Here is a 25,581-nt window from a genome sequence, read left to right as displayed (position 1 = left end):
CGCTGCCCGGCGGCACCGGGCGGCGGGGCGTGCGCCGCCGCCCGGTGCCGCCGGGCAGGACAGGACACGTCCCGCGCCCCGGCGGGCCGGGGTGCGGGACGGTCACGGTGTCGTCAGACGCCGGGGATGAGTCCGTCGTCGCTGAGCAGTTCCCTGACTTCCTCGATGGTCGCGTCCGGGGACGGCAGGATGAGGTCGGAGGGCTCCAGGGAGTCGTCCGGCAGGGGCTCACCGAGCTCGTGGACCTTGGCGAGCAGGGCCTGGAGGGTGGCGCGGAAGCCCGGCCCGTCGCCGTTGTCCATCTCGGCGAGGAGTTCCTCGTCCAGTTTGTTCAGCTCGGCCAGGTGGCTCTCGGCGAGAGCCACCTGCCCCTCCCCCATGATCCGTACGATCACGTCGCCCTCCTAAGGCGTGGATCCCGGCGGTGCGGTGGCTGCTGCGTGCGGTGCGCGGGCTACTGCTTGTCGAAGCGGGGGGTGTCCTGCGGCTGCTGCTGGGTCCGCGGGTCGGCCTGACCGGTGCCGCCCTCGATGGCCTGCTGCCCGGCGCTCGGGCCGCCCGCCAGCTCGGCCTTCATCCGCTGCAGTTCCAGCTCCACGTCCGTACCACCGGAGAGGCGGTCCAGCTCGGCCTGGAGGTCGTCCTTGTGGGTGCCCGACGGGTCGTCGAGGGCGCCGGAGGCGAGCAGTTCGTCGATGGCGCCGGCCCGCGCCTGGAGCTGGGCCGTCTTGTCCTCGGCCCGCTGGATGGCCAGCCCGACGTCGCCCATCTCCTCGGAGATGCCGGAGAAGGCCTCGCCGATGCGGGTCTGTGCCTGGGCGGCGGTGTAGGTCGCCTTGATGGTCTCCTTCTTCGTCCGGAAGGCGTCCACCTTGGCCTGGAGCCGCTGGGCCGCGAGGGTGAGCTTCTCCTCCTCGCCCTGGAGTGTCGCGTGCTGCGTCTCCAGGTCCGTGACCTGCTGCTGGAGGGCGGCGCGGCGGGACAGCGCCTCACGGGCCAGGTCCTCGCGGCCCAGGGCGAGCGCCTTGCGGCCCTGGTCCTCCAGCTTGGAGGACTGCGACTGGAGCTGGTTGAGCTGGAGCTCCAGGCGCTTGCGGCTGGTCGCCACGTCGGCGACACCCCGGCGCACCTTCTGGAGCAGCTCGAGCTGTTTCTGGTACGAGTAATCGAGGGTTTCGCGAGGGTCCTCGGCCCGGTCAAGGGCCTTGTTCGCCTTCGCGCGGAAGATCATCCCCATACGCTTCATGACACCGCTCATGGGCTTCGCGCGCCCCCTTCTGACGGACTCCAGCTCACAGGTCTGCGACAGAACCCACAGTACGGGCCCTGCATCCATTACCGCACTGTTCGGGGACGGATGCGCTCATCCCCAAGGACGACTGACCCTCCTCCCCGTCCGGCGCAGGGAGTAGGTGATCCCCGGGTGCCGGCACGGTGACACACCCGGAGGCCGGACACAACGTCCCCTCTGTCCCCTTACAGACGTCCGGTGTTGCCGGATCGTTCCCCACCGGACTGTGGTCCAACCCCGAGTACCCCGTACCCTTGGGTTTTGTGTTCCGTAGCCGTGCCAAGGAAGAGAAGGCCCCGGCCGCCGACAAGGCGACGGTGACCGACTCCAAGCAGCCCCGTCATCCGGAGGCCCCCAAGGGGCGTCCCACGCCCAAGCGCAGCGTGGCCCAGTCCCAGCGCCGCAGCGTGGCCAACACCTCGATGTCGCGCAAGGACGCCGCCAAGCGGCAGCGCGAGGAGCGCCGAGCCGCGTTGGAGCGTCAGCGCCAGGCGCTGGCCACCGGCGACGAGCGTTACCTGCCCGCCCGTGACAAGGGTCCGGTGCGGCGGTTCGCCCGTGACTTCGTCGACTCGCGGTTCAACATCGCCGAGTACTTCCTGCCGATGGCCGTGATCATCCTGGTGCTCAGCGTGGTCCGGCAGCCGCAGATCCAGAACGTGGCCCTGCTGCTCTGGCTGGTCGTCATCGTGATGATCGTGCTCGACTCGTTCGTCACCGGTTTCCGGCTGAAGAAGCGGCTGGCGGAGCGCTTCCCCGACGACAACCGCCGCGGTGCCGTCGCCTACGCGCTGATGCGGTCGCTCCAGATGCGGCGGCTGCGGCTGCCCAAGCCCCAGGTGAAGCGCGGGGAACGACCCTGAGCACGACGCCGTTCGCGGACGGCGCGGCGGACGTCCGGCCGGCCCGGTCCGGCGAGCTGCGTGACGTCGTCCGGCGGGAGCTGGTGGCCCGCCAGCTGGAGGAGCAGATAGTCGGGCGGTTCCCGGTCGGCAAGCGCCTGCGGGTGCTCGACGTCGGCATGGGCCGGGGCACCCAGGCGCTCCGGCTCGCCCGGGCCGGCCACCAGGTGACCGGGCTGGAACACGAGCCCGGCCGCATCGCGGCGGCCCGGGAGGCCCTGGCCGGGGAGCCGGAGGGCATCCGGGAGCGGATGCGGATCATCGAGAGCGACGGCCGGGACACCGGCGTGCACTTCCTGCCGGGCAGCTTCGACGTGGTGCTCTGCCACGGCGTGCTGATGCACGTGGCGGAGCCCGACCCGCTGGTCGCGGGGCTGGCCCGGATGCTCGCTCCCGGCGGCCTGCTGTCCCTGCTGGTGCGCAACGGCGACGCGCTCGCGATGCGGCCCGGCCTGTCCGGTGACTGGCCGGGCGCGCTGGCCGCGTTCCGGACGACGGCCCGGCTGCCGCACTCGCGCACCGACGCGGACGAGGAGGCCCCGGCGCGGCCCGGGGCGGAGGGCCGGGCGGACCGGCTGCAGAAGCTGACGGCGACCCTGGCGGGCATCGGGGCGCCGCTGCACACCTGGTACGGCGTGCGGGTGTTCACGGACACCGCGGCGTCCGGCACGGCCGTGCCGGACGACCTGGAGACGCTGCTGGCGGTGGAGGAGAAGGCGGGCCGCACCGACCCCTACCGGGGGGTGGCGGCGCTGCTGCACCTGTGCGGCGTGCGCGGCTGAGACCGCGGCGGACCGGCCCCGCCCGGGCCGGGTGACGGGCGAGGGCCGGACGGCCCCCGCCCGCGGGGCTCACGCGTCCTGGGCGTGAAGGCTCATCGGCCCGTAGATCTCGGTGGTGTCCTCGAACAGCCGCACCTGGTCGGCGCCGCCCTCCAGCAGGCCCTTCCAGTGTTCCCCGATCCAGGACTCGGCGTCGCCCTGGGTGGTGAAGTCCTCCGGCGGCACCGCGGGCTCGACCTGCGTCCCGTCGGCCTTCTCGAACCGCCACGTCCATGCCGCCATGTACGCCTCCCATGGGTGTGAGCACACTGCACAGCAGAAGCCGGATCTCGGTCCGGCTCCTGCCCAAAGCCTAGTCGGGCGGGCAGTGCCTGTGGGGAGGGGTGAAAATCGGGGCGTGGAACTGACTCTGCTCGGCACCGGTGCCCCCGCGGGCCTGCCCCGCCCCGACTGCCCCTGCGCCGCCTGCGCCCGCGCCCTCGGGCCGGACGCGCGGGCGGCCACCTCGCTGCTCGTCGACGGCGCGCTGCTGCTGGATCTGACGCCCGGCGCGGCGTTCGCGGCGGCCCGGGCGGGCCGCTCGCTGGGGGGCGTGCGCCAGGTGCTGCTGTCGCACCCGCACGACGGCCCGGCCGTGGAGGTGCCGGCCGGGCTGCCACAGCCGGGGCGGGTGCCGGACGGGCGGGAGCTGGCGCTGATGACGGGCCACCGGGTCCGTGCGGTGGCGCTGGACGCACCCGGCACCGGATACGCGGTGACCGGCCCGGACGGGCACCGGCTGCTGTACCTGCCGCCGGGCGGGGCGCCGGCCGGGCTGGAGGAACCGGCGGAGCGCTACGACCTGGTGCTGCTGGACGCCGTGGGCCGCCCGGACGCGCTGGCCCGGCTGCGGGCGGTGGGCGCCGTCGGGGCGGCCACCGACGTGGTCGCCGTCCACCTCGACCACGACCTGCCGCCCGGCCCGGAGACCCGGCGCCGGCTGGCGGCGGCCGGCGCCCGGACGGTCCCGGACGGCACCACCCTGGAGGTGGGCGCCTACGAGGACGTGCCCGACGTGCCCCGGCGGACGCTGGTGCTGGGCGGGGCCCGGTCGGGCAAGTCGGTGGAGGCGGAGCGGCGGCTGGAGTCCTTCCCCGAGGTGCTGTACGTGGCGACCGGCGGGTCACGCAACGGGGACACGGAGTGGGCGGCGCGGGTGTGTGTGCACCAGGAGCGGCGCCCGGGGTCGTGGCGGACGGCCGAGACGTGCGACCTGGTGCCGCTGCTCACGGACGACGGGCCGCCGCTGCTGGTGGACTGTCTGTCGCTGTGGCTGACCGACGCGATGGACGCCGTCGGGGCGTGGGACGACGCGGAGTGGGCGGGCGGCGGCGAGAAGGCGTTGCGGGAGCGGGTGCGGGAGCTGACCGACGCGGTCCGCGCGACCCGGCGGACCGTGGTGGCGGTGTCCAACGAGGTGGGGTCGGGCATCGTGCCCGCCACCGCGTCCGGCCGCCGGTACCGGGACGAGCTGGGGCGGCTGAACGCGGCGTTCGCCGAGGAGTGCGAACAGGTGCTGCTGGTGGTGGCGGGGCAAGCGCTCGTCCTGCGCGGCTGACGGGTTGCCCGGAGCCGGCGGGTCCGGGCCGCCGGGCGTCCCCACGGGCTGCCCGCGTCCGGCGGGCCGGCGTCGCCGGGGCGCCCTCAGCGGGCCGTCCTGACCGGCTTCCGGGCGATGATCCGGTGGCCGTTGGCGAACGGGGTGTGCCGCAGCAGCGGGGCCAGGGCGAGGTCGGCCACCAGCGCGCCCGCCACCAGTGGGGTCCCCGCACGCAGCAGCGCGGCGCGCAGCTGCCGGTGGAACGGGGCGGGCGGGACGGCCCGCCAGGGGGTGTCCGGGGCGGGCAGGGCGTGGGAGAGGGCCAGGGCGGTGGCACCCGCCAGATCGTGCGGCACGTGGCCGGCCCGGCGGCCCGCGGCGACGATCACGCAGCCGCGTTCCTCCAGGACCGCGCGCAGGTTGCGCGGCGGCAGCAGGTGCAGCCGGCGCGGCTGGTCGTGGGGCAGCCACCAGCGGCCGAACAGGGCGGCGAACAGGCAGCCCGGGTCCAGGGTCTCGACGAGCAGGTGGCCGCCGGGGCGCACGGCGTCGAGGGCGGCGTGGAGCTCCGCGCGCGGGTCGGTGGTGTGCTCCAGGTGGTGGAGCACGCTGACCACGTCGTAGCGGCCTGCCAGCCGGGCGCGGATCCGCGGGTGGGTCAGCGGGCCGACGTGCGCCTCCTCGACGCGGCCGAGGCCGCGGGCGCGTTCCACGCGCGCGGTGAGGTCGGTGCCGTCGAAGGCGGTGTAGGGGAAGAACTCCCGCGCGGTCGCCGGGAAGCGGGCGTGGCCGGTGCCGACGTCCAGCCAGCTCTCCGGCTCGCCGAAGCGGAGCATGGCGCGCGCGGCGGCGCGACGGCGGCGCGGGGCGGCGTACAGGCCGAGCACCCACTCGGTGGCCGGGTCGCGGGGGGCGCCGCGCACGGCCCGCTGGTAGAAGGCCAGGCCCTCGGCGGTGAGGCGCGGGTTCTGGAAGGTGTGGCCGCAGTCCTCGCACACGTCGACGGTGAACAGGCCCGGCCGGTGCTGCCGCAGGTCGCCGGTGCGCAGCCGGTTCCGCAGCCGCGCGGAGCCGCACCAGGGGCAGTCCGCGCGGCGCGGCTCGTGCACCCGCGTGCTCCCGGCGGGGGCGGGCACCGCGGCGCCCGGCGCGGGGACGACGGGGGGTGCCGCGGGGAGCGGCGGCGCCGGGCGCGCGGGGGGAACCGGGGGCATGGGAGGCATGGGGGGCACGGGCGGTACGGGGGGCACGGGCGGCAGTACGGACATGGGCGGCTCCCGTTGCGGTGGGCGTACGGCAATCCATCGCAAAGCATGACGTACCGGACGACCACAGGGGGTGCAACGGCGCCGGGGTGGCGTGGTGGCGGCGGGACCCGGCCGGCGGGCGGGCCGGGGCCGGGTCCTGTTCGAGCCGGGCCGGTACTGTTCGGCGAATGAGCTCGCTTAATCTCGACGACTTCACCGATCTGATCGAGCGCCCGGACGGCGGAGTGCGCCGTGACGCGGAGACGCGCCGGGAACGCCTGGCGGTGCCGCCCGGCTCGCTGGGCCGGCTCGACGACCTGGGCGAGTGGCTGGCGGCCGCGCAGTCCGCGGTGCCGGTGCGGCCGGTCGAGCGGCCGCGGGTGGTGCTCTTCGCCGGGGATCACGGCATCGCCGAGCTGGGGGTGTCGGCCCGTCCCGCGGGCAGCGCCGTGGAGCTGGTGCGGGACGTGCTGGAGGGCGGCCGTCCGGTGGCCGTGCTGGCCCGGCGCCTCGGCGTGCCGGTGCGGGTGGTCGACATGGCCCTGGACTGCGACCCCGCGGCGCTGCCCGCCGACGTCGTGCGGCACCGGTTGCGGCGGGGCAGCGGGCGCGTGGACCGCGAGGACGCCCTGACCCTCGCGGAGGCCGAGGCGGCGTTCCGGGCCGGGGTCGCGGTGGCCGACGAGGAGGCCGACTCCGGTACCGACCTGGTGGTGCTGGGCGATGTGAGCGTGGGCGGGACCACCGTGGCGGGGGTGCTGGTCGCGGCCCTGTGCGGGACGGACGCGTCGGTGGTGACCGGACGCGGCGGGCTGCCCATCGACGATCTGGCCTGGATGCGCAAGTGCGCGGCGATCCGGGACGCGCTGCGGCGGGCCCGGCCGGTGCTCGGTGACCAGCTGCGGCTGCTGGCGACGGTCGGCGGCGCGGACTTCGCCGCGATGACGGGCTTCCTGTTGCAGGCCGCGGTGCGGCGCCTGCCGGTCGTGCTGGACGGCGTGGTGTCGGCGGCGTGCGCGCTGGTGGGCCAGCGGGTGGCGTTCCGGGCGCCGGACTGGTGGCTGGCCGCCCACGACAGCGGTGAGCCCGGCCAGGCCAAGGCGCTGGACCGGATGGCGCTGGAGCCGTTGCTGACCCACGGCGTCACGGTCGGCGAGGGCACGGGCGGCCTGCTGGCCCTCCCCCTGGTGCAGGCGGCGGCCGCGCTGGCCGCGGAGCTGCCGGAGCCGGCAGAGCCGCAGCCCGGCCCGGCGGAGGCGGAAGCGGCGGAGGCGGAAGCGGCGGAGGCGGAAGCGGTCGAGACGGAAGCGGCGGAGGCGGCGCGGACGGAGGCGTCCGAGGCGCCTGACCTCCGGGCCTGACCGGCTCGGACGCCGGGAGCCCGCCCGAACGGCCGCCTGGCCGCACCGGCCTGCCCGCCGGGCGCGGCCCGCGGGCTCACCGGTGTTCGAGGGAGCGCGGCGGGTCCGGATCGGGCTTGCCGCCGATCCAGTCCTGCACGGCCCGCCGGGGGCCGGACCACCGCCGGTCGTGGTGATAGGCCCGCAGCACCGACTTGGCGCGGGCCCGGTGGCGGCGCCGGTAGAACCGCTTGGCCCACGGGGAGCCGGGGCGGGCCAGCCGGATGGCGCCGATCAGGGCGACGACGGGAACGACCACGCCGAAGACCGCGAGGCGCGCCTTTCCCTTGCTCAGGGCGATGAGGGCGAAGAGGAAGTTCGCCGTCACGGTGGAGATGACGTTCGCGCGGTTCTGCTGTTCGTCCGCGGTGAGGTCGTCGACGCCGAACGGGGAGAAGCCGCCCAGCAGCAGGCCGACCAGGGCGGCGGTCAGGACGACCATCTCGACGCTCTGCCGGCCCGCCTCGCTCCAGTAGACGTCGTCGAGGTGGAGGATCAGCGCGAACTCGTCGAGGACCAGGCCGGCGCCGATGCCGAAGACCACCGCGGCGAGGGCCGAGCCGAATCCGTGCCGTCCCCCCGCGACCGCGGCGAAGCCGCCGATGACGGTGAGGATGACGCCGGGCACGACGTGGTGGATGTGCAGGTCGCCGGCCTTCACGTTGCCGAAGGGGCCCTTGCCCGCGCGAATCATGCGGGTGATGACCCGGGTGATGACGAAGGTGAGGACGAAGGCGGCGAGTGCGAGGAGCAGCGGCAGCTTGCCCGGCTCGATGATGTTCCGCTCCAACCAATGTCCCATATGCGCACTTTAGCCATGCCCGCCGGGGCTGCCCTGCTGACCGCCGGGTAATCTGCGCCGGTGCCCGCGCCCCTCTCCGCTTCCCCGGCCGACGGCCTCCGGTTCGCCTTCGGCACCCTCACCGTGCTCCCGGTCCGGGTCACCCGCTGGGACCGCCCGGCGGCCCGCGCCGGGATGCTCTGCGCCCCGCTGGCCGGGCTGGTGGTCGGCGCGGTGGCCGCCGCCGCCGGACTGCTGCTGCTGTTCCTCGGCTCGGGTGCCGCGCTGGCCGCCGTCGCCTCCGTCTCCGTGCCGGCCGTGCTGACCCGGGGTCTGCACCTGGACGGGCTGGCCGACACCGCGGACGGGCTGGGCAGCGGCAAGCCGGCCGAGGACGCGCTGCGGATCATGAAGCAGTCGGACATCGGTCCGTTCGGGGTGATCACTCTGGTCCTGGTGCTGGCGGCCCAGACGGCCGCGCTGGCCCGGGCCTACGACGACTCCTGGACGCGGGGCGCGCTCGCGGCGGTCGTCGCTGGGGTGGTGGCCCGGCTGGTGATGACCCTGGCCGCCCGCCCGGCCGTGCCGTCCGCCCGCCCGGAGGGGCTGGGCGCGGCGGTCGCGGGGGTCGTGCCGGTGGCCGCCGCGGCCGGGGCCGCCCTGGCGGTGACCGCCGCGGCGGCCGCGGCCGGCGGCCTGCTGCTGGGGCCGGCCGGCCTGGTGCGTGCGGTGACGGCGGTCGTCCTGTCCGTCGCCGCCGCCGGCCTGCTGCTGCGGCACTGCGTGCGCCGCTTCGGCGGCGTCACCGGGGACGTGTTCGGCGGCCTCGCGGAGACCGCGGCGACGACGGCGCTCGTCGTCGCGTCCCTGGGCTGACGGGCGACCGCGGACCGGCACAGCACCCCTACCGACCCCGCCCCGGCTCGGCACCGGCACCGGCACCGGCGGGACGGTCAGTTCCGGGTGAGGAGGGCGACGGCCGCCGTGCCGACGCCGCTCGCCGCGGCGACGACGGCCGCGGCCACACACCGGATCCGCAGCCGCCGGTACCGCTCCTCGTACTCCTGGCGCAGCTCCGCCACCCGGTCGCGGATCCGCAGCAGGTACGCCCGGGAGGCGGCGACCCGCTCGGCGGTGTAGACGCGTTCCACGTCCTCGCGCTGAGCGGTCGTCAGCCACGGCAGCTGCTCGGCGAAGGCACCCGCCCGTCGCCGGGCGTCCTCCAACTCCGCGGCCCACAGCAGGTGGCCTTCGAGCCGGACCAGACCGCGCGCGCTCTCCTGACTGGGGTCCACGGGCTCCTCCACGCTCCGGCCGGCGGGGTCAGCTGTGCTGGTCGCCGGGGGCCACGGTCTTGGAGGTGTCGGGGCGGTTGTCCGCCCAGTCGACCGCGGAGATCTGCGGGTGGTGCAGGTCGAAGGCGGGGGATTCGCTGCGCACCCGGGGCAGGGTGACGAAGTTGTGCCGCGGCGGCGGGCAGGAGGTGGCCCACTCCAGGGAGCGGCCGTAGCCCCACGGGTCGTCGACGCCGACCGGCTTGCCGTACTTCGCGGTCTTCCAGATGTTGTAGAAGAACGGCAGCAGCGACATGCCGAGCAGGAACGCGGCGATGGTGGAGACGGTGTTCAGGGCGGTGAAGCCGTCGGCGGCGAGGTAGTCCGCGTAGCGGCGCGGCATGCCCTCGGCACCCAGCCAGTGCTGGATCAGGAACGTGCCGTGGAAGCCGGTGAACAGCGTCCAGAACGTGATCTTGCCGAGCCGCTCGTCGAGCATCTTGCCGGTGAACTTGGGCCACCAGAAGTGGAAGCCGGAGAACATCGCGAAGACGACGGTGCCGAAGACGACGTAGTGGAAGTGGGCGACCACGAAGTAGGAGTCGGTCACGTGGAAGTCCAGCGGCGGCGACGCCAGGATCACGCCGGTCAGACCGCCGAAGAGGAAGGTGACCAGGAAGCCCACCGACCACAGCATCGGTGTCTCGAAACTGAGGGATCCCTTCCACATGGTCCCTGTCCAGTTGAAGAACTTCACCCCGGTGGGGATGGCGATGAGGAAGGTCATGAACGAGAAGAACGGCAGCAACACCGCCCCGGTGGCGAACATGTGGTGCGCCCACACGGTGACCGACAGGCCCGCGATGGCGATGGTGGCACCGATCAGACCGAGGTAGCCGAAGATCGGCTTCCGGGCGAAGACCGGGATGACCTCACTGACGATGCCGAAGAACGGCAGCGCGATGATGTAGACCTCGGGGTGGCCGAAGAACCAGAACAGGTGCTGCCACAGCAGGGGCCCGCCGTTGCTCGCGTCGTAGATGTGCGCCCCGAACTTCCGGTCCACCTCCAGCGCGAGCAGCGCCGCCGCCAGCACCGGGAAGGCGAGCAGGACCAGGACACCGGTCAGCAGCACGTTCCAGGTGAAGATCGGCATGCGGAACATCGTCATGCCGGGCGCCCGCATGCAGATGATCGTGGTGATGAAGTTGACCGAGCCGAGGATGGTGCCGAAGCCCTGGAAGGCCAGGCCCATGATCCACAGGTCGGAGCCGAGACCCGGGGAGCGGATCGAGTCGGACAGCGGGGTGTAGCCCGTCCACCCGAAGCTGGCCGCGCCGTCCGGCGTGAGGAAGCCGGCCAGCGCGATCAGCGAGCCGAACAGGAACAGCCAGTACGAGAACATGTTCAGCCGGGGGAACGCCACGTCGGGCGCGCCGATCTGCAGCGGCATGATCCAGTTCGCGAAGCCCACGAACAGCGGGGTGGCGAACATCAGCAGCATGACCGTGCCGTGCATCGTGAACATCTGGTTGTACTGCTCGTTCGACACGATCTGCAGGCCCGGCCGGGCCAGTTCGGCGCGCAGCACCAGCGCCATGATGCCGCCGAGGACGAAGAACGAGAACGCGGTGGAGAGGTACAGCGTGCCGATCGTCTTGTGGTCGGTCGTGGTCAGCCACGAGACGACGATCGCGCCTGGCTTTCTGCTGCGGACCGGCAGCTCGTCCTCGTAGGACTCCGTGGACTCCTTGTCCAGTGAGCCCACCGTGCTCTCGTTCGCCACTGTTCCGCTCCTCGCTGAGGGCTCGGGATGGTTCCGGGAGGCAGCATGGCGCGACCGCTGCCGACTCTGGCAGAACTCGGGACGAAACGGCGCGTCGTGGCGCGCGTCCAGTTGACTGGCGTACTGCGTTCGGGTGAGGAGGGCCCTCGCGGGTGACGTCGGGCCGCCGCCGGACGGGCCCGGGCCGGCCCGTTCGGGCCGGCCACCGGCTCCGGTCAGCAGGCGCGGCGCCAGGGCCCGAGGTCGTACTTCTTGAGCAGCGAACTCAGGCCCAGGCGCCGGGACTCGGTACAGAAACGGTCGGTGGGCAGCTCGTACTCGACGTGGAAGACGGCCTTGCCCGCCTCGACGAACGGGGTCAGCTCCGCGCACTCGCCGTACTGCGCGCACTGCTCGTTGACGGCGAAGTCGAAGTCGCCCACCAGCCGCGGGATCTGGTCCAGGTCGTTCTTCAGCCCCACCGACAGGCCGCGTTCGTGGGCGAGCCGGGCGATCAGCCGGTGGTAGCGGAGCTGGTCGGCCGCGGTGAGGGGGAAACCGGTGCGGTTGCGGTAGCCGTCCATGTTGTCCGGTTCCACCGCGTCGAAGCCCTTGTCGCGGCACATGTCGAGGCGCTTGGCCATCAGCGGGCCGAGGACGTCGGTGCGGCGGACGTCCAGCCAGCGCTCGCCCTCCCAGCCGTTGCCGCGGCCGATCACCGAGGCGGGGAAGTCACCGGCGTCCGGCCGGAAGTCCTCCCAGGCGCCGGTGGACAGGTAGCAGATGACCTTCCGGCCGTCGCGGTGCAGCGCCGCCACCGTGTCACGGGAGTGGTCGAAGCCGTCGATGTCGTAGACCGGCACGTCGACGGACGTGTCCAGCCGCCCGCTGAGCTGCCACTGCCAGCCGGTGCCCGGCCGGGGCCGCCAGCGGTCGCCGTCCTCCCCCGCCGGGCGGCCGGGCGGCGCGGCGCAGCCGGCGAGCAGCAGCAGGAGCAGCACGACGGACAGGGTCGGTCGTCTCACCGGGGTCCTTCTCGTGAACGGGCGGCCGCGGGAGCGGCCGGCGGGGCGGGCCGGGGCCGGGGAAGCGGAGGGGACCGCAGGAATGAGCGAGCGTACATACGCGCGTAGGCTCGTCCCGGGTGTCCGCCGTACCGGGGAAGGCCCCGCCGTGACCGCGCCCTCGCGTCGCAACTAGGGTCGGCTGCCGGGCCCGGTCGACCCACACCGTTCGGCCACAGCAACTTCACATCGGAAGCGAGAATTCACCACCGTGACTGCTCTCACTCTCAGCACCGCCGCGGTGCCCGGCCTGCGGGCCGACGCGATCGTGATCGGTGTCGCCAAGGGCACCGCGTCCGGGTCCGGGACGCCGGTCGTCGCACCCGGCGCCGAGGCCGTGGACCACGCGTACGACGGCGGGCTCGCCGGCGTCCTGGAGACGCTCGGCGCGTCCGGTGCCGAGGGCGAGGTGACGAAGCTCCCCGCGCCGTCCGGCTTCAAGACGCCTCTCGTGGTGGCGGTGGGCCTGGGTGCCCAGCCCGAGAAGGACTCCGGTTACGCCCCGGAGGCCCTGCGCAAGGCGGCCGGTGTCGCGGCCCGGGCCCTGGCGGGTGCCAAGAAGGCCGCCTTCGCCCTTCCCCTGACCGACGCCGCCGACGCCGGAGCGGTCGCCGAGGGCACGCTGCTCGGCGCGTACTCCTTCGACGCGTACAAGGACAAGGCCGAGGACGCCAAGAGCGGTAAGAACGGCAAGGCACCGCTCGCCGAGGCCGTCCTGCTCGGCGGCAAGCCGCGCGACCGCGCCTACAAGGCCGCCCTGGAGCGGGCCACCGCGGTCGCCGAGGAACTGAACCGGGCGCGCGACCTGATCAACACCCCGCCCAACGACCTCGACCCGGAGGCGTTCGCGGCGGTCGCGCAGGCGGCGGCCAAGGAGCACGGCATCAAGGTGCAGGTGCTGGACGAGAAGGCCCTGACCAAGGGCGGCTACGGCGGCATCCTCGGGGTCGGCGCCGGCTCCGCCTCCGGTCCGCGCCTGGTGAAGCTGTCCTACACCTCCAGCAAGGCGAAGAAGCACCTCGCCTTCGTCGGCAAGGGCATCACCTACGACTCGGGCGGCATCTCGCTGAAGCCGGCCGGGCACAACGAGACGATGAAGTGCGACATGAGCGGCGCCGCCGCCGTGTTCGCCGCGGTCGTCGCCGCCGCCCGCCTGGGCCTCGACGTCAACGTCACCGGCTGGCTGGCGCTGGCCGAGAACATGCCGTCCGGATCGGCGACCCGTCCCGGTGACGTGCTGCGCATGTACAGCGGCAAGACGGTGGAGGTGCTCAACACCGACGCCGAGGGCCGCCTGGTCCTCGCGGACGCCCTGTGGGCCGCCTCCCAGGAGAAGCCGGACGCCATCGTGGACGTGGCGACGCTGACCGGCGCGATGATGCTGGCGCTGGGCAACCGCACGTTCGGGATCATGGCCAACGACGACGCCTTCCGCAGCGCGGTGCACGAGGCCGCCGAGGAGGTCGGCGAGCCGGCCTGGCCGATGCCGCTGCCCGAGCACCTGCGCAAGGGCATGGACTCCGCGACGGCGGACATCGCGAACATGGGCGAGCGGATGGGCGGCGGACTGGTCGCCGGCCTGTTCCTGCGCGAGTTCGTCGGCGAGGGCATCACCTGGGCCCACCTCGACATCGCGGGCCCGGCGTTCAATGAGGGCGGCCCCTTCGGGTACACGCCCAAGGGCGGCACGGGCACGGCCGTCCGTACGCTGGTCCGGCTCGCGGAGCTGACCGCGTCCGGCGACCTGGCCTGATGTCCGGCCGCCGGGGCCTCGCGCGCGGGTAGAGCGAGGCCCCGGCGGCGGACGTGGGACGTCTCACACCACGGCCCCACGTCTCGAACGGGCTCGACAAGTGCGAGGATAGGGCTCGGCAGGACAGGGCCCCCACCGAAGGGCCGAGAACCAACAGCGGCCGCACACCAGCCGCCGACCGGTCACAGGAGACCGGCGTGGCGCACATGCATGGAGGACGTGACGTGGCGAACGACGCCAGCACCGTTTTCGACCTAGTGATCCTCGGCGGTGGCAGCGGTGGGTACGCCGCGGCCCTGCGCGGGGCTCAGCTGGGCCTGGACGTCGCCCTGATCGAGAAGGGCAAGGTCGGCGGTACCTGCCTGCACAACGGTTGCATCCCCACGAAGGCCCTGCTGCACGCGGGCGAGATCGCCGACCAGGCGCGCGAGAGCGAGCAGTTCGGTGTGAAGGCCACCTTCGAGGGCATCGACATGGCGGCCGTCAACAAGTACAAGGACGACGTGATCGCCGGCCTGTACAAGGGCCTGCAGGGGCTGATCGCCTCGCGCAAGGTCACCTACATCGAGGGCGAGGGCCGGCTGTCCTCGCCGACCTCGGTCGACGTGAACGGTCAGCGCGTCGAGGGCCGCCACGTCCTGCTGGCGACCGGTTCGGTGCCCAAGTCGCTGCCCGGCCTGGAGATCGACGGCAACCGCATCCTCTCCTCGGACCACGCCCTCGTCATGGACCGCGTGCCGAAGTCCGCGATCGTGCTGGGCGGCGGCGTCATCGGCGTCGAGTTCGCCTCCGCGTGGAAGTCCTTCGGCACCGAGGTCACGATCATCGAGGGCCTGAAGCACCTCGTCCCGGTCGAGGACGAGAACAGCTCGAAGCTGCTGGAGCGCGCCTTCCGCAAGCGGGGCATCAAGTTCAACCTGGGCACCTTCTTCGAGAAGGCCGAGTACACCCAGGACGGCGTCAAGGTCACCCTCGCCGACGGCAAGGAGTTCGAGGCGGAGGTCCTGCTCGTCGCCATCGGCCGCGGCCCGGTCTCCCAGGGCCTGGGCTACGAGGAGGCCGGGGTCGCCATGGACCGCGGCTTCGTCCTGGTCGACGAGTACATGCGCACCAACGTCCCGACCATCTCCGCCGTCGGTGACCTGGTCCCCACGCTCCAGCTCGCGCACGTGGGCTTCGCCGAGGGCATCCTGGTGGCGGAGCGTCTGGCCGGCCTGAAGACCGTTCCGATCGACTACGACGGTGTCCCGCGGGTGACGTACTGCCACCCGGAGGTCGCCTCCGTGGGTATCACCGAGGCCAAGGCCAAGGAGATCTACGGCGCGGACAAGGTCGTCGCCCTGAAGTACAACCTGGCGGGCAACGGGAAGAGCAAGATCCTCAAGACCGCGGGCGAGATCAAGCTGGTCCAGGTCAAGGACGGCGCCGTGGTCGGTGTCCACATGGTCGGCGACCGCATGGGCGAGCAGGTCGGCGAGGCCCAGCTGATCTACAACTGGGAGGCGCTGCCGGCCGAGGTGGCCCAGCTCGTGCACGCCCACCCGACGCAGAACGAGGCGCTCGGCGAGGCGCACCTGGCGCTGGCCGGCAAGCCGCTGCACTCCCACGACTGACGCCTTCCGTCTTCGGGCGCGACGACACAGACTTCCGCAATTCGTAAGGAGCAACCGAAACCATGGCGGTTTCCGTAACCCTTCCGGCGCTCGGCGAGAGCGTCACCGAGGGCACTGTCACCCGGTGGCTGAAGGCCGAGGGCGAGCGCGTCGAGGCCGACGAGCCGCTGCTCGAGGTCTCCACCGACAAGGTCGACACCGAGATCCCGGCGCCCGCATCCGGCGTGCTGTCCTCCATCAAGGTCGCCGAGGACGAGACGGTCGAGGTCGGCGCCGAGCTGGCCCTGATCGACGACGGCAGCGGTGCGGCCGAGGCCGCCCCGGCGCCCGCGGCCGAGCAGGCCGCTCCCCCGGCCCCGGCCCCCGAGCCGCAGGCCCAGCCGTCCACCGAGCAGTCCGCCCCGGCCCCGGCTCCCACCGCCGAGGCCGCCGCCGGCGGCGGCTCCGCCGAGGGCACGGACGTCGTCCTGCCCGCGCTCGGCGAGTCCGTCACCGAGGGCACCGTGACCCGCTGGCTGAAGTCGGTGGGTGACAGCGTCGAGGCCGACGAGCCGCTGCTGGAGGTGTCGACGGACAAGGTCGACACCGAGATCCCCGCCCCCGCGTCCGGCACCCTGCTGGAGATCGTGGTCGGCGAGGACGAGACCGCCGAGGTCGGCGCCAAGCTGGCTGTCATCGGCGAGGCGGGTGCCGCTCCGGCGGCCGCTCCCGCCCCGGCCGCGCCCGAGGCCCCGGCCCAGCCCGAGCCCGCCCCGGCTCCGCAGCAGGCCGCCCCGGCGCCCGCTCCGGCTCAGGCTCCGGCCCCCACGCCCGCTCCGGCTCCGCAGCCGGCCGCTCCGGCTCCCGCGCCGGCCGCTCCCGCCCCGGCCCCGGCTGCCGCTCCGGCCGCCGCGAAGCCGTCGGACGAGGGCGCCTACGTGACCCCGCTGGTGCGCAAGCTGGCCGCCGAGAAGGGCGTCGACCTGTCCACCGTCAAGGGCAGCGGCGTCGGCGGCCGGATCCGCAAGCAGGACGTCGAGGCCGCCGCCGAGGCCGCGAAGGCCGCTCCGGCTCCGGCTCCGGCCGCCGCCACGCCGGCCGCCACCCGGAAGGCCCCGGTGCTGGAGGCGTCCCCGCTGCGCGGCCAGACCGTGAAGATGCCGCGGATCCGCAAGGTCATCGGCGACAACATGGTCAAGGCCCTGCGGGAGCAGGCCCAGCTGTCCTCGGTCGTCGAGGTCGACGTCACCCGGCTGATGAAGCTGCGCAACCAGGCCAAGGACGCGTTCGCGGCGCGCGAGGGCGTCAAGCTCTCCCCGATGCCGTTCTTCGTCAAGGCCGCCGCGCAGGCGCTGAAGGCCCACCCGGTCATCAACGCCAAGATCAACGAGGCCGAGGGGACCATCACCTACTTCGACACCGAGAACATCGGTATCGCGGTGGACTCCGAGAAGGGGCTGATGACCCCGGTCATCAAGAACGCCGGTGACCTCAACATCGCCGGCATCGCCAAGGCCACGGCCGAGCTGGCGGGCAAGGTCCGCGGCAACAAGATCACCCCGGACGAGCTGTCCGGCGCGACCTTCACCATCAGCAACACCGGTTCGCGCGGCGCGCTGTTCGACACGATCATCGTGCCGCCGGGCCAGGTCGCCATCCTCGGCCTCGGTGCCACGGTCAAGCGTCCGGCCGTCATCGAGACGGAGGAGGGCACGGTCATCGGCGTCCGCGACATGACCTACCTGACCCTCTCCTACGACCACCGCCTGGTGGACGGTGCCGACGCGGCCCGTTACCTGACGGCGGTCAAGGCGATCCTGGAGGCGGGCGAGTTCGAGGTCGAGCTCGGCCTGTAGTCAGCCGCCGCACAGCCAGCACGGTGCCCCCGTCCGGAGAATCCGGGCGGGGGCACCTGCCGTCCGGGCACCAGCAGTCCGGGCACCTTCCGGTGCGCGCGGGGCCGTGCGGCGTCACAGGCGTCGTGTAAGTCTCGTCTCACCTGGGCGAAAGCGCCCCCGTGCGCCCCACCGGGACGGCGCGGCGGCCGTATTGTCTAAGCGTCGAACGCCCTCAGGGGACCGGTGGGGCCCCCGCGTAAGGAGCTCTCATGACCGCGCCCGTCGTCCACTCGCTGCGCGAACAGATCCGCGAGCACATCCTGGAAGGGATCATCAGCGGGCGCTGGCAGCCGGGTGAGCGGATCGTGGAGCGGCGGATCGCGACGGAGCTGGAGGTCAGCCAGACGCCGGTGCGCGAGGCGCTGCGGGAGCTGGAGTCGCTGCGGCTGATCGAGTCGGCGCCGAACAAAGGCGTACGGGTCCGCAATCTGACGGCCGCCGACCTGGAGGAGAGCTACCCGGTGCGGGCCGGCCTGGAGGCGATCGCGGCGGAGCTGGCGGCGGACCGGCTGGCCGAGGACTGCTCGGCGCTGGAGCCGCACGTGGCGGCCCTGTACGAGGCGGACCGCATGGCCGACGGGACGGGGCAGGTGCGGCACACGGTCGCCTTCCACCGCGAACTGGTGCGTGCGGCCGGGAACTCGGTGCTGCTGCACACCTGGGAGGGCCTGGGCATCGAGGTGTTCACGGCGCTGTCGATCCGCTGGCTGGGCACGGTGCAGCAGTCCTACGCGGAGGAGCACGAGGAGCTGGTGGCCGCGTTCCGGCGCCGCGACCCCCGCATTCCCGAGATCGTCAAGGCCCACGTCCTGGGGTGCGCGCCGAGGGCGTGAGCCCCGGGCGGCCCGGCCGCCAACCGAGCGATGCGGCGCTCATCCGCTGCCCCACCTGCGAAAACCAGGCATTTCATGGTCACCGAGTGCCACTCTCCAAGGCACCCCGTGCCGACTTTCTCGTCATCAAGAGATATTTCACCCAGAACCTTTGATCGATCATCGATCAGGGAGTTATTGTCGCCGACGGGCTTGCACCCGAGCCCTCAGCCCTGTCCTGCCAAAGACCTAGGGCACCCCCGAACCCTTGCTGACGAGGGAACCCCCTTCGACTGAGGAAGGCGGCGACATGACCGACCCCATGGCTGTCCGGCCGAGCGAGCTCGACCAGCTTCCGGACCGCGACCCCGAGGAGACCGCCGAGTGGCGGGCCTCCCTCGACGCCGTCACCGAGGCGGCCGGCCCGCACCGTGCCGCGTACCTGATGCGCCGCACGCTGGAGCGTGCCGAGGGCGCCGGCGTGCCGCTGCCGAAGCTGCTGGAGACCGACTACGTCAACTCCATCCCCACCGCCGCCGAGCCCGCCGTGGACGGTGACGAGGAGCTGGAGGCCCGGATCACCGCGTGGAACCGCTGGAACGCGGCCGCGATGGTCACCCGCGGCAGCAAGTACGGCGTCGGCGGGCACATCGCCACCTTCGCCTCCGCCGCCTGGCTCTACGAGACCGGCTTCAACCACTTCTTCAAGGGCAAGGAGGCGGACGGCTCCGGCGACCAGCTCTACATCCAGGGCCACGCCTCCCCCGGCATCTACGCCCGCGCCTTCCTCGACGGCCGGCTCACCGAGGCGCAGCTGGACAACTTCCGCCGCGAGGCCGGCGGCGACGGCCTCCCGTCGTACCCGCACCCGCGGCGCCTGCCCTGGCTGTGGGAGTTCCCCACGGTGTCGATGGGCCTCGGCCCTATCTCCGCGGTCTACCAGGCGCGGTTCAACCGCTACCTGACCAGCCGCGGCATCAAGGACCTGTCGGACTCCCACGTATGGGCGTTCCTCGGCGACGGCGAGATGGACGAGCCGGAGTCCACCAGCGCGCTGACCCTCGCCTCCCGCGAGGGCCTGGACAACCTGACCTTCGTCGTCAACTGCAACCTGCAGCGCCTCGACGGTCCGGTCCGCGCCAACTTCAAGATCGTGCAGGAGCTGGAGGCGCAGTTCCGCGGCGCCGGCTGGAACGTGGTCAAGACGCTGTGGGGCACCGCCTGGGACGAGCTGTTCCAGCTGGACACCACGGGCGCCCTGGTCCGCCGCCTGCGCGAGGTCCCCGACGCCCAGGTGCAGACGTACCAGACGCGCGACGCGGCCTACATCCGCGAGGACTTCTTCGGCAAGGACCCGGCGCTCGCCGAGATGGCGAAGCTGCTGAGCGACGACAAGATCCTCGAGTGCTTCCACGTCTCGCGCGGCGGCCACGAGGCCCGCAAGGTCTACGCCGCCTACCGCGCCGCGGTCTCCCACAAGGGCGCCCCGACGGTGATCCTGGCCCAGACGGTCAAGGGCCACACCCTCGGCGAGGGCTTCGCCTCGAAGAACGCCAACCACCAGATGAAGAAGCTCTCGGTGGACGAGTTCAAGGCGATGCGCGACCGCCTCGGCCTGCCGATCAGCGACAGCGCCTTCGCCGACGGCGAGGTCCCCTACGCCCACCCGGGCGCCGACTCCCCCGAGGTCCGCTACCTCCAGGAGCGCCGGGCCGCGCTCGGCGGCCCCGCCCCGGCCCGCCGGGTCCACCCGGTCGCGCCGCTGCCCCAGCCCGCCGAGAAGGCGTTCACCGCCTTCGACAAGGGCTCCGGCTCGCAGAACGTCGCCACCACCATGGCGTTCGTCCGCCTGGTCAAGGACCTGGTGCGCGACAAGGAGACCGGGAAGCGCTGGGTGCCGATCGTGCCCGACGAGGCGCGCACCTTCGGCATGGAGTCGCTGTTCCCGTCGCTGGGCATCTACTCGCCCAAGGGCCAGACGTACGAGCCGGTCGACCGCGACCAGCTGATGTACTACAAGGAGGCCACGAACGGCCAGATCCTCAACGAGGGGATCACCGAGGCCGGGGCCATGGCCGAGTTCATCGCCGCCTCGACGTCGTACGCGACGCACGGCGAGACGATGATCCCGTTCTACATCTACTACTCGATGTTCGGCTGGCAGCGCACCGGCGACCAGATGTGGCAGCTCGGCGACCAGCTCGGCCGCGGCTTCCTGGTCGGCGCCACGGCGGGCCGCACCACGCTGACGGGCGAGGGCCTGCAGCACGCGGACGGCCACTCGCCGGTCATCGCGGCGACCAACCCGGCCGCGCTGACGTACGACCCGGCGTTCGCGTACGAGATCGCCGTCGTCGTCAAGGAGGGCCTGCGCCGGATGTTCGGCGAGGGCCGGCCGGACGAGGACCAGAACGTCTTCTACTACCTGACGGTCTACAACGAGCCGCTGCCGCAGCCCGCCAAGCCGTCGGTGGCCGGGATCGACGAGGGCATCGTCAAGGGCCTGTACCGCTTCAACACGGCCGAGTCGGCCGGGCTCACCCCGGCGGCGAACGCCCCGCGGATCCAGCTCCTCGGCTCCGGCACGGCGATCCACTGGGCGCTGAAGGCGCAGCGGCTGCTCGCCGAGGAGTGGGGCGTGGCCGCCGACGTCTGGTCCGCCACCTCCTGGACGGAGCTGCGCCGGGACGCCATGGAGGCGGACGAGGCGCTGCTGCGCGGCGAGGAGCGGGTGCCGTACGTGCGCCAGGCGCTCCAGGGTGCCCAGGGCCCGGTGCTGGCGGTCTCCGACTACATGCGCCAGGTCCCCGACCAGATCGCGCAGTGGGTCGAGCAGGACTACTCCTCGCTGGGCGCCGACGGCTTCGGCCTGTCGGACACCCGGGAGGCCGCCCGCCGCCACTTCGGCGTCGACGCCGAGTCGATCGTCGTCGCGGCGCTCGCCCAGCTCGCCCGGCGCGGCGAGGTCCGGGCGACGGCCGTGAAGGAGGCGCGCGAGCAGTACGGCCTGTGACGGCCGGTACGGCTGTGTGAACCGGCAGAAGGCCCCCGCGTCGGCGGGGGCCTTCTTGCATGATGGGCGCATGCGTGCTGCCCGGCTGATCAAGATGGTGCTGCTGCTCCAGTCCCGCCCGTCCATGACCGCGGCCGAACTGGCGCGGGAGCTGGAGGTGTCGGAACGCACCGTCACCCGGGACGCGCAGGCGCTGTCGGAGGCCGGGGTGCCGGTGTACGCGGACCGGGGGCGGGCCGGCGGCTACCGGCTGATCGGCGGCTACCGCACCCGGCTGACCGGGCTGGCCCGCGGGGAGGCGGAGGCGCTGTTCCTGTCCGGGGTGCCGGGCGCGCTCCGGGAGATGGGGCTTCAGGACGCGGCCTCGGCGGCCCGGCTGAAGGTGTCGGCCGCGCTGCTGCCCTCGCTGCGGGACGCCTCCCGGACGGCCGCGCAGCGCTTCCACCTGGACGCGCCCAACTGGTTCCGCGAGGCGCGGACACCGGAGCTGCTGCCGGCCGTGGCGGACGCGGTGTGGGACGACCGGCTGATCACCGCCCGCTACCGGCGCGGCGAGGACCAGGTGGAGCGCCGGCTGGAGCCGTACGGGCTCGTCCTCAAGGCGGGTGTCTGGTACCTGTGCGCGCGGGTCGCGGGGCAGGGGTCCTTCCGGGTGTACCGCATCGACCGGTTCACGGCGGTGCAGGCGGCCGGGGAACGCTTCGAGCGGGCGGCGGACTTCGACCTCCCGGCGTTCTGGGAGGAGCGGGCGGAGCAGTTCGCGCGTTCGCTCCTGCGGGCGCGGGTGGTGGTCCGGCTGTCGCCGGAGGGGGTGCGGCGGCTGCCGCACGCCGTGGACCCGCTGTCCGCGCGGGAGGCGCTGGCGGCGGCGGGCGCCCCGGACGCGGCGGGGTGGGTACGGGTGACCCTGCCGGTGGAGTCCGAGGAGGTGGCGCACACGCAGCTGACGGCGCTGGGGGCGGGCGTGGAGGTGCTGGAGCCGTCGTCGCTGCGGGAGCGGTTCGCCGAGGAGGCCGCACGGCTGGCGGAGCTGTACCGGCGGTGAGGGACGCGCCGCCACCGACCGTGCGGAGCGTGCACCGCGGCCTCTCCTCGGCTTCCGCCCGCCGCCACCGACCGTGCGGAGCGTGCACCGCGGCCTCTCCTCGGCTTCCGCCCGCCGCCACCGACCGTGCGGAGCGTGCACCGCGGCCTCTCCCGCTCCCGCACCGCCCGCACCGGGCGCCTTCGGCGGGCGGTGCGGGCGGGCGGTGGGCGCGCCGGGCGGCCGGATCCGGGCCCGTCCGGGGCGGCGCACTGCGGGTGCGTCCGGGGGGCGCAGGGCCGATGCTGGACAGCGTGATGGACGAGACGGAGTTCTGGGAGCTGGTGGACACCGCCCGGCAGGACGCCGAGGGCGACCCCGAGGAGCAGGCCGACCTGCTCGTGGAACGGCTGCTGCGGCTCGATCCGGACGCGGTCATGGACTTCGCCCGTCACTTCGAGGCCCGCTACCACCGCGCCTACCGCTGGGACCTGTGGGGGGCCGCCTGGGTCCTGCTGGACGGGGCGAGCGACGACGCGTTCGACTTCTTCCGCTGCTGGCTCATCGGCCAGGGCCGGGAGGTCTTCGAGGGCGCCCTGCACGACCCGGACGCGCTGGCCGACCTGCTGGACGACGACTTCGACGAGGAGGTCGACGGCGACGGCGAGGAACTCGGCTACGCGGCGGACGAGGCGTACGAGCAGCTCACCGGCACGATCGCGCCCGACCTGGGGCTGCCGCCGGGGCCCGCCGAGCCGGAGGGGACGCCCCTCGACTTCGAGAACGAGAAGGTCCTGGCGGAGCGCTACCCGCGTCTGTGGGCCCGTTTCCGGGACTGAGCCGGGGAGATCGACGTGCGGAGCCTCCGGGCCCCTTTCGGGGGTCCGGAGGCTCCGTGCGCCGTCAGTGGACCGGATGGCGGCGGACCGGACGGCGGTGCGCCGGGGCCGGGGTGAGGGAGGGGTGGCGGGGCGCCGCGTTGGCCTGGGTGAGGGTGGACGCGGTGTGGGCCGGGGGGCCGAGGATGACGGCCGCGGCGGCGCACAGGGCCGTCCAGGGGGCGCGCAGGGCGCCGGCCCGGGCGGTACTTCGGTCATGACTGTCGTTCATCGGCCCTTCTCCGGTCTGCTTCGGTGCCGGCCGGCGGGGCGGCGGAACGTGCCTCCCCGGCGGCCCGGCTGTGTACTCGTCGCACGTCGGACGCGCGCCCCTGCATCTCGGCCGCCATCTCCCGGATGTCCGGGAGTCGGGCGTGCAGGGCGGCGCCCGGGCAGCTGGTCATGTAGCCGTCGTTGTGACCCGCGACGGCGGGCAGGGTGGCGGCGGTGCCGGCGGCGTAGCGGCTGGCACCGTTGCTGGACACCAGACGCACCTCGGCACGCGGATCGACGCCGGAGGGGGCCAGCTTCCAGGCCGCCAGGGAGGCGATGGCGTGCAGCATCGGCTGGGGCACCGGCGTGCCGGCGGTGAAGGTCCCGATGGCGGCGACGCCCGCGGTGCGGTGGTTGAACCCCTGGGTGTGGGCGCCGGTGACGGGCCGGTCGGTGCCGCCCGCCCGGCCCTCGTAGATGACGCCGCAGCGGTCGACGAGGAAGTTGTAGCCGATGTCGTCCCAGTCCCGGCCCACGGTCTGGCCCTCGTACAGGTGCTGGATGACGTCGGGCGTCTCGGCGCAGGCGTAGTCGTTGGGCGAGTCGGTGTGATGGACGAAGACGGCCACGATCGCGTCGTCGTAGCGCGGGGGCGGCTGCTCGCGGGCGGCGTCCCCGACCCACTGGGCGCGCGGCACGATGTGGGGCCGGGGCGCCGCATGGGCAGGTGCCTGGCGTGCGGCGGGCTGCGCGGTGGGCTCGGCGGCGCGTTCGACGCCGTAGGCGCACAGCACCAGGGCGACGGCGGCGGCCACGCCCGGCAGACAGCCGAGCGGCACCGTGACCGCCCTGGGCAGGCCCGGGGTGCCGGGCCGGCCGGGTATCCGGGAGGCGCGGCGCTTCCGCGCCCCTCGCGGTCTCCTGGGGACACGCATGGATCCACTGTGGGTCCGATCGGCGCCGCCCGCGATGTGTACTGTGCCACCCGGTGGAACCATCGTCCGGGTCCGCGGCGTTTTCCCGGGTGTACGCGCGCGGGACGGCCCGGTCGGTGACCGTTCGCGCGCGTGGCTGATCACCGGGCCCCTCCCCCACGTATTGGGGGGCCCGAGAGAAAGGCGGCGTGCGTGGACCTGCTCGACATCCTGCTGTTGCTGATCGTCCTGGCCTACGCGGCGTCCGGCTACCGGCGCGGGCTGCTGGCGGGCTGCGTCTCGCTGGCCGGTTTCGTGGGCGGTGCGGTGATCGGCGTGTGGCTCCTGCCCTGGGTGATGGATCTGGTGACGCCGGGCACGACCACGGCCACGGTGACGGCGGTGTTCACGGTGCTGCTGCCGGCCGTGGCGGGCCACGAGCTGGCCGGGCGGCTGGCGCTGCGGCTGCGGCGGGAGCTGGACCGGGGGCCGCTGCGGGTGGCGGACGGGATCGGCGGTGCCGCGGCGAACGCGGTGGCGGTGCTGATCGTGGCGTGGGTGGCCGCCTCGGTGCTGGGCGCCTCCTCGTCACCGCTGCTGACCTCGGCGATCCGGGACTCCCGGCTGCTCGGCGCGGTGCAGGACGCGATGCCGGACACCACCCCGGGCTGGTTCTCGCGGGCCACCTCGGCGCTGACCGAGGCCGGTTTCCCGCAGGTGTTCAACCCGTTCGAGAACGAGTCGACGGCCGAGGTCGCCGAGCCGTCCGGGGACAGTGTCACGGCCGCCGCCACCCGGGCCGCCCAGCGCAGCACGGTGAAGGTCGAGGGCGTGGCCGGCACCCAGGGGCGGGAGGGCAGCGGCTTCGTGTACGCGCCGGAGCGCGTGATGACCAACGCCCACGTCGTGGCGGGCATCGACCGGCCGACGGTGCAGGTCGGCGGGGTCGGGCGGGCGTACCGCGCGCAGGTGGTGCTGTTCGACCCGCAGAAGGACGTCGCGGTGCTTCAGGTGCCGGGGCTGCGGGCGCCGGTGCTGCGCTTCGAGGACGACGCCGAGCGCGGCGACTCGGCGGTCGTGGCGGGCTATCCGCAGGACGGGGACCTGAATCTCCAGGCGGCGACGGTCGCCAGCCGCGTGCAGGCCCGGGGCCGGAACATCTACAACGACGCCACGGTCACCCGCGAGATCTACTCGATCCGCTCCACGGTCCGCCCGGGCAACTCCGGCGGTCCGCTGCTCACCACGGACGGCAAGGTGTACGGGGTGGTGTTCGCCCGCTCCACGTCGGACGCCGAGACGGGCTACGTGCTCACGGCGGCGGAGGTCGCCGAGGACGCGCGGCGGGCCGCCGACGCGACGACGCCGGTGGACACCGGCGACCTGGTCACCTCGTAGG

At 73.6% G+C, this 25,581-nt stretch carries 23 protein-coding genes; 13 read left to right on the top strand and 10 right to left on the bottom strand.

Going from position 1 to position 25,581, the window contains the following annotated elements; translation table 11 throughout:
* Positions 1 to 113: 113 nt before the first annotated feature.
* Both ACIRPP_RS27595 and ACIRPP_RS27590 read right to left on the bottom strand, forming a co-directional pair.
* Positions 114 to 395, bottom strand: a complete 282-nt coding sequence (locus ACIRPP_RS27595; RefSeq protein WP_403648143.1) for a hypothetical protein — start codon at positions 393 to 395, stop codon at positions 114 to 116.
* A gap of 59 nt (positions 396 to 454) precedes the next feature.
* Entirely contained in the window at positions 455 to 1,246 is a 792-nt protein-coding gene (locus ACIRPP_RS27590) for a PspA/IM30 family protein (RefSeq protein WP_275404107.1), read from the bottom strand.
* 269 nt (positions 1,247 to 1,515) lie between these two features.
* On the opposite strand from ACIRPP_RS27590, the gene ACIRPP_RS27585 reads away from it, so the two are divergent.
* Together ACIRPP_RS27585 and ACIRPP_RS27580 are read left to right on the top strand one after the other, a co-directional pair.
* Positions 1,516 to 2,154, top strand: coding sequence for a DUF3043 domain-containing protein (locus tag ACIRPP_RS27585; protein ID WP_403648273.1), 639 nt, complete (start codon positions 1,516 to 1,518; stop codon positions 2,152 to 2,154).
* An 83-nt stretch (positions 2,155 to 2,237) separates the two neighbouring features.
* Positions 2,238 to 2,975: a class I SAM-dependent methyltransferase gene (locus tag ACIRPP_RS27580; protein ID WP_403648139.1), complete on the top strand. Its 738-nt coding sequence runs from the start codon at positions 2,238 to 2,240 to the stop codon at positions 2,973 to 2,975.
* Positions 2,976 to 3,044: 69 nt separating this feature from the next.
* On the opposite strand, the gene ACIRPP_RS27575 is transcribed toward ACIRPP_RS27580, so the two are convergent.
* Positions 3,045 to 3,257 (bottom strand): hypothetical protein, encoded by a 213-nt coding sequence (locus ACIRPP_RS27575; protein WP_403648136.1) that lies wholly within the window; start codon positions 3,255 to 3,257, stop codon positions 3,045 to 3,047.
* A 115-nt stretch (positions 3,258 to 3,372) separates the two neighbouring features.
* Between ACIRPP_RS27575 and ACIRPP_RS27570 the strand changes: the two genes are divergently transcribed.
* Complete coding sequence (locus ACIRPP_RS27570) at positions 3,373 to 4,572, top strand: bifunctional adenosylcobinamide kinase/adenosylcobinamide-phosphate guanylyltransferase (RefSeq protein ID WP_403648133.1); 1,200 nt, start codon at positions 3,373 to 3,375, stop codon at positions 4,570 to 4,572.
* An 86-nt stretch (positions 4,573 to 4,658) separates the two neighbouring features.
* Here ACIRPP_RS27570 and ACIRPP_RS27565 read toward each other — a convergent pair whose 3' ends face one another.
* Entirely contained in the window at positions 4,659 to 5,663 is a 1,005-nt protein-coding gene (locus tag ACIRPP_RS27565; RefSeq protein WP_403648130.1) for a class I SAM-dependent methyltransferase, read from the bottom strand.
* Between the two features lie 326 nt (positions 5,664 to 5,989).
* Between ACIRPP_RS27565 and cobT the strand changes: the two genes are divergently transcribed.
* On the top strand, positions 5,990 to 7,162 hold the full coding sequence (gene cobT, locus ACIRPP_RS27560; protein ID WP_403648127.1) for a nicotinate-nucleotide--dimethylbenzimidazole phosphoribosyltransferase: 1,173 nt from the start codon (positions 5,990 to 5,992) through the stop codon (positions 7,160 to 7,162).
* Positions 7,163 to 7,238: 76 nt separating this feature from the next.
* Here cobT and ACIRPP_RS27555 read toward each other — a convergent pair whose 3' ends face one another.
* Complete coding sequence (locus tag ACIRPP_RS27555; RefSeq protein WP_403648124.1) at positions 7,239 to 8,003, bottom strand: hypothetical protein; 765 nt, start codon at positions 8,001 to 8,003, stop codon at positions 7,239 to 7,241.
* A 60-nt stretch (positions 8,004 to 8,063) separates the two neighbouring features.
* Here ACIRPP_RS27555 and ACIRPP_RS27550 point away from each other — a divergent pair, with 60 nt between their 5' ends.
* Positions 8,064 to 8,858 carry an adenosylcobinamide-GDP ribazoletransferase gene (locus tag ACIRPP_RS27550; RefSeq protein WP_403648121.1) on the top strand — a complete coding sequence of 265 codons (795 nt, stop codon included), beginning with the start codon at positions 8,064 to 8,066 and terminating at the stop codon, positions 8,856 to 8,858.
* Positions 8,859 to 8,935: 77 nt separating this feature from the next.
* Here the strand turns inward: ACIRPP_RS27550 and ACIRPP_RS27545 are convergent, their stop codons facing one another.
* The 3 genes from ACIRPP_RS27545 to ACIRPP_RS27535 all read right to left on the bottom strand — a co-directional run bounded on the left by ACIRPP_RS27545 (position 8,936) and on the right by ACIRPP_RS27535 (position 12,046).
* Complete coding sequence (locus ACIRPP_RS27545) at positions 8,936 to 9,277, bottom strand: hypothetical protein (protein WP_403648119.1); 342 nt, start codon at positions 9,275 to 9,277, stop codon at positions 8,936 to 8,938.
* A gap of 28 nt (positions 9,278 to 9,305) precedes the next feature.
* Positions 9,306 to 11,042 (bottom strand): cytochrome c oxidase subunit I, encoded by a 1,737-nt coding sequence (ctaD, locus tag ACIRPP_RS27540; protein ID WP_403648116.1) that lies wholly within the window; start codon positions 11,040 to 11,042, stop codon positions 9,306 to 9,308.
* 215 nt (positions 11,043 to 11,257) lie between these two features.
* Positions 11,258 to 12,046, bottom strand: a complete 789-nt coding sequence (locus tag ACIRPP_RS27535) for an endo alpha-1,4 polygalactosaminidase (protein WP_403648113.1) — start codon at positions 12,044 to 12,046, stop codon at positions 11,258 to 11,260.
* A gap of 250 nt (positions 12,047 to 12,296) precedes the next feature.
* Between ACIRPP_RS27535 and ACIRPP_RS27530 the strand changes: the two genes are divergently transcribed.
* The 7 genes from ACIRPP_RS27530 (at position 12,297) to ACIRPP_RS27500 (ending at position 23,016) form a co-directional block, all read left to right on the top strand.
* The gene (locus tag ACIRPP_RS27530; protein ID WP_403648110.1) at positions 12,297 to 13,838 is read left to right on the top strand and encodes a leucyl aminopeptidase; all 1,542 of its coding nucleotides are present in this window, start codon (positions 12,297 to 12,299) and stop codon (positions 13,836 to 13,838) included.
* A gap of 224 nt (positions 13,839 to 14,062) precedes the next feature.
* Positions 14,063 to 15,451, top strand: coding sequence for a dihydrolipoyl dehydrogenase (gene lpdA / locus ACIRPP_RS27525; protein ID WP_192232283.1), 1,389 nt, complete (start codon positions 14,063 to 14,065; stop codon positions 15,449 to 15,451).
* A gap of 62 nt (positions 15,452 to 15,513) precedes the next feature.
* Positions 15,514 to 17,286, top strand: a complete 1,773-nt coding sequence (gene sucB / locus ACIRPP_RS27520) for a 2-oxoglutarate dehydrogenase, E2 component, dihydrolipoamide succinyltransferase (protein WP_403648107.1) — start codon at positions 15,514 to 15,516, stop codon at positions 17,284 to 17,286.
* 251 nt (positions 17,287 to 17,537) lie between these two features.
* On the top strand, positions 17,538 to 18,161 hold the full coding sequence (locus tag ACIRPP_RS27515; protein WP_164338890.1) for a GntR family transcriptional regulator: 624 nt from the start codon (positions 17,538 to 17,540) through the stop codon (positions 18,159 to 18,161).
* 289 nt (positions 18,162 to 18,450) lie between these two features.
* Positions 18,451 to 21,153, top strand: coding sequence for a pyruvate dehydrogenase (acetyl-transferring), homodimeric type (aceE, locus tag ACIRPP_RS27510; protein ID WP_403648103.1), 2,703 nt, complete (start codon positions 18,451 to 18,453; stop codon positions 21,151 to 21,153).
* 70 nt (positions 21,154 to 21,223) lie between these two features.
* On the top strand, positions 21,224 to 22,198 hold the full coding sequence (locus ACIRPP_RS27505) for a helix-turn-helix transcriptional regulator (RefSeq protein ID WP_403648100.1): 975 nt from the start codon (positions 21,224 to 21,226) through the stop codon (positions 22,196 to 22,198).
* A 296-nt stretch (positions 22,199 to 22,494) separates the two neighbouring features.
* Positions 22,495 to 23,016 (top strand): DUF4240 domain-containing protein, encoded by a 522-nt coding sequence (locus ACIRPP_RS27500; protein ID WP_403648270.1) that lies wholly within the window; start codon positions 22,495 to 22,497, stop codon positions 23,014 to 23,016.
* 64 nt (positions 23,017 to 23,080) lie between these two features.
* Here the strand turns inward: ACIRPP_RS27500 and ACIRPP_RS27495 are convergent, their stop codons facing one another.
* Both ACIRPP_RS27495 and ACIRPP_RS27490 read right to left on the bottom strand, forming a co-directional pair.
* Complete coding sequence (locus tag ACIRPP_RS27495; RefSeq protein WP_164337745.1) at positions 23,081 to 23,287, bottom strand: hypothetical protein; 207 nt, start codon at positions 23,285 to 23,287, stop codon at positions 23,081 to 23,083.
* Positions 23,271 to 24,107, bottom strand: a complete 837-nt coding sequence (locus ACIRPP_RS27490; RefSeq protein ID WP_403648267.1) for a peptidoglycan recognition protein — start codon at positions 24,105 to 24,107, stop codon at positions 23,271 to 23,273. The genes ACIRPP_RS27495 and ACIRPP_RS27490 overlap by 17 nt, the downstream gene beginning before the upstream one ends.
* 288 nt (positions 24,108 to 24,395) lie before the next feature.
* On the opposite strand from ACIRPP_RS27490, the gene ACIRPP_RS27485 reads away from it, so the two are divergent.
* Complete coding sequence (locus tag ACIRPP_RS27485) at positions 24,396 to 25,580, top strand: MarP family serine protease (RefSeq protein WP_403648096.1); 1,185 nt, start codon at positions 24,396 to 24,398, stop codon at positions 25,578 to 25,580.
* Position 25,581: the final 1 nt, after the last annotated feature.

The organism is Streptomyces sp. NPDC101219 (genome assembly GCF_044767675.1).
Lineage (GTDB): Bacteria > Actinomycetota > Actinomycetes > Streptomycetales > Streptomycetaceae > Streptomyces.
This window is presented reverse-complemented; position numbering and strand designations above follow the sequence as displayed.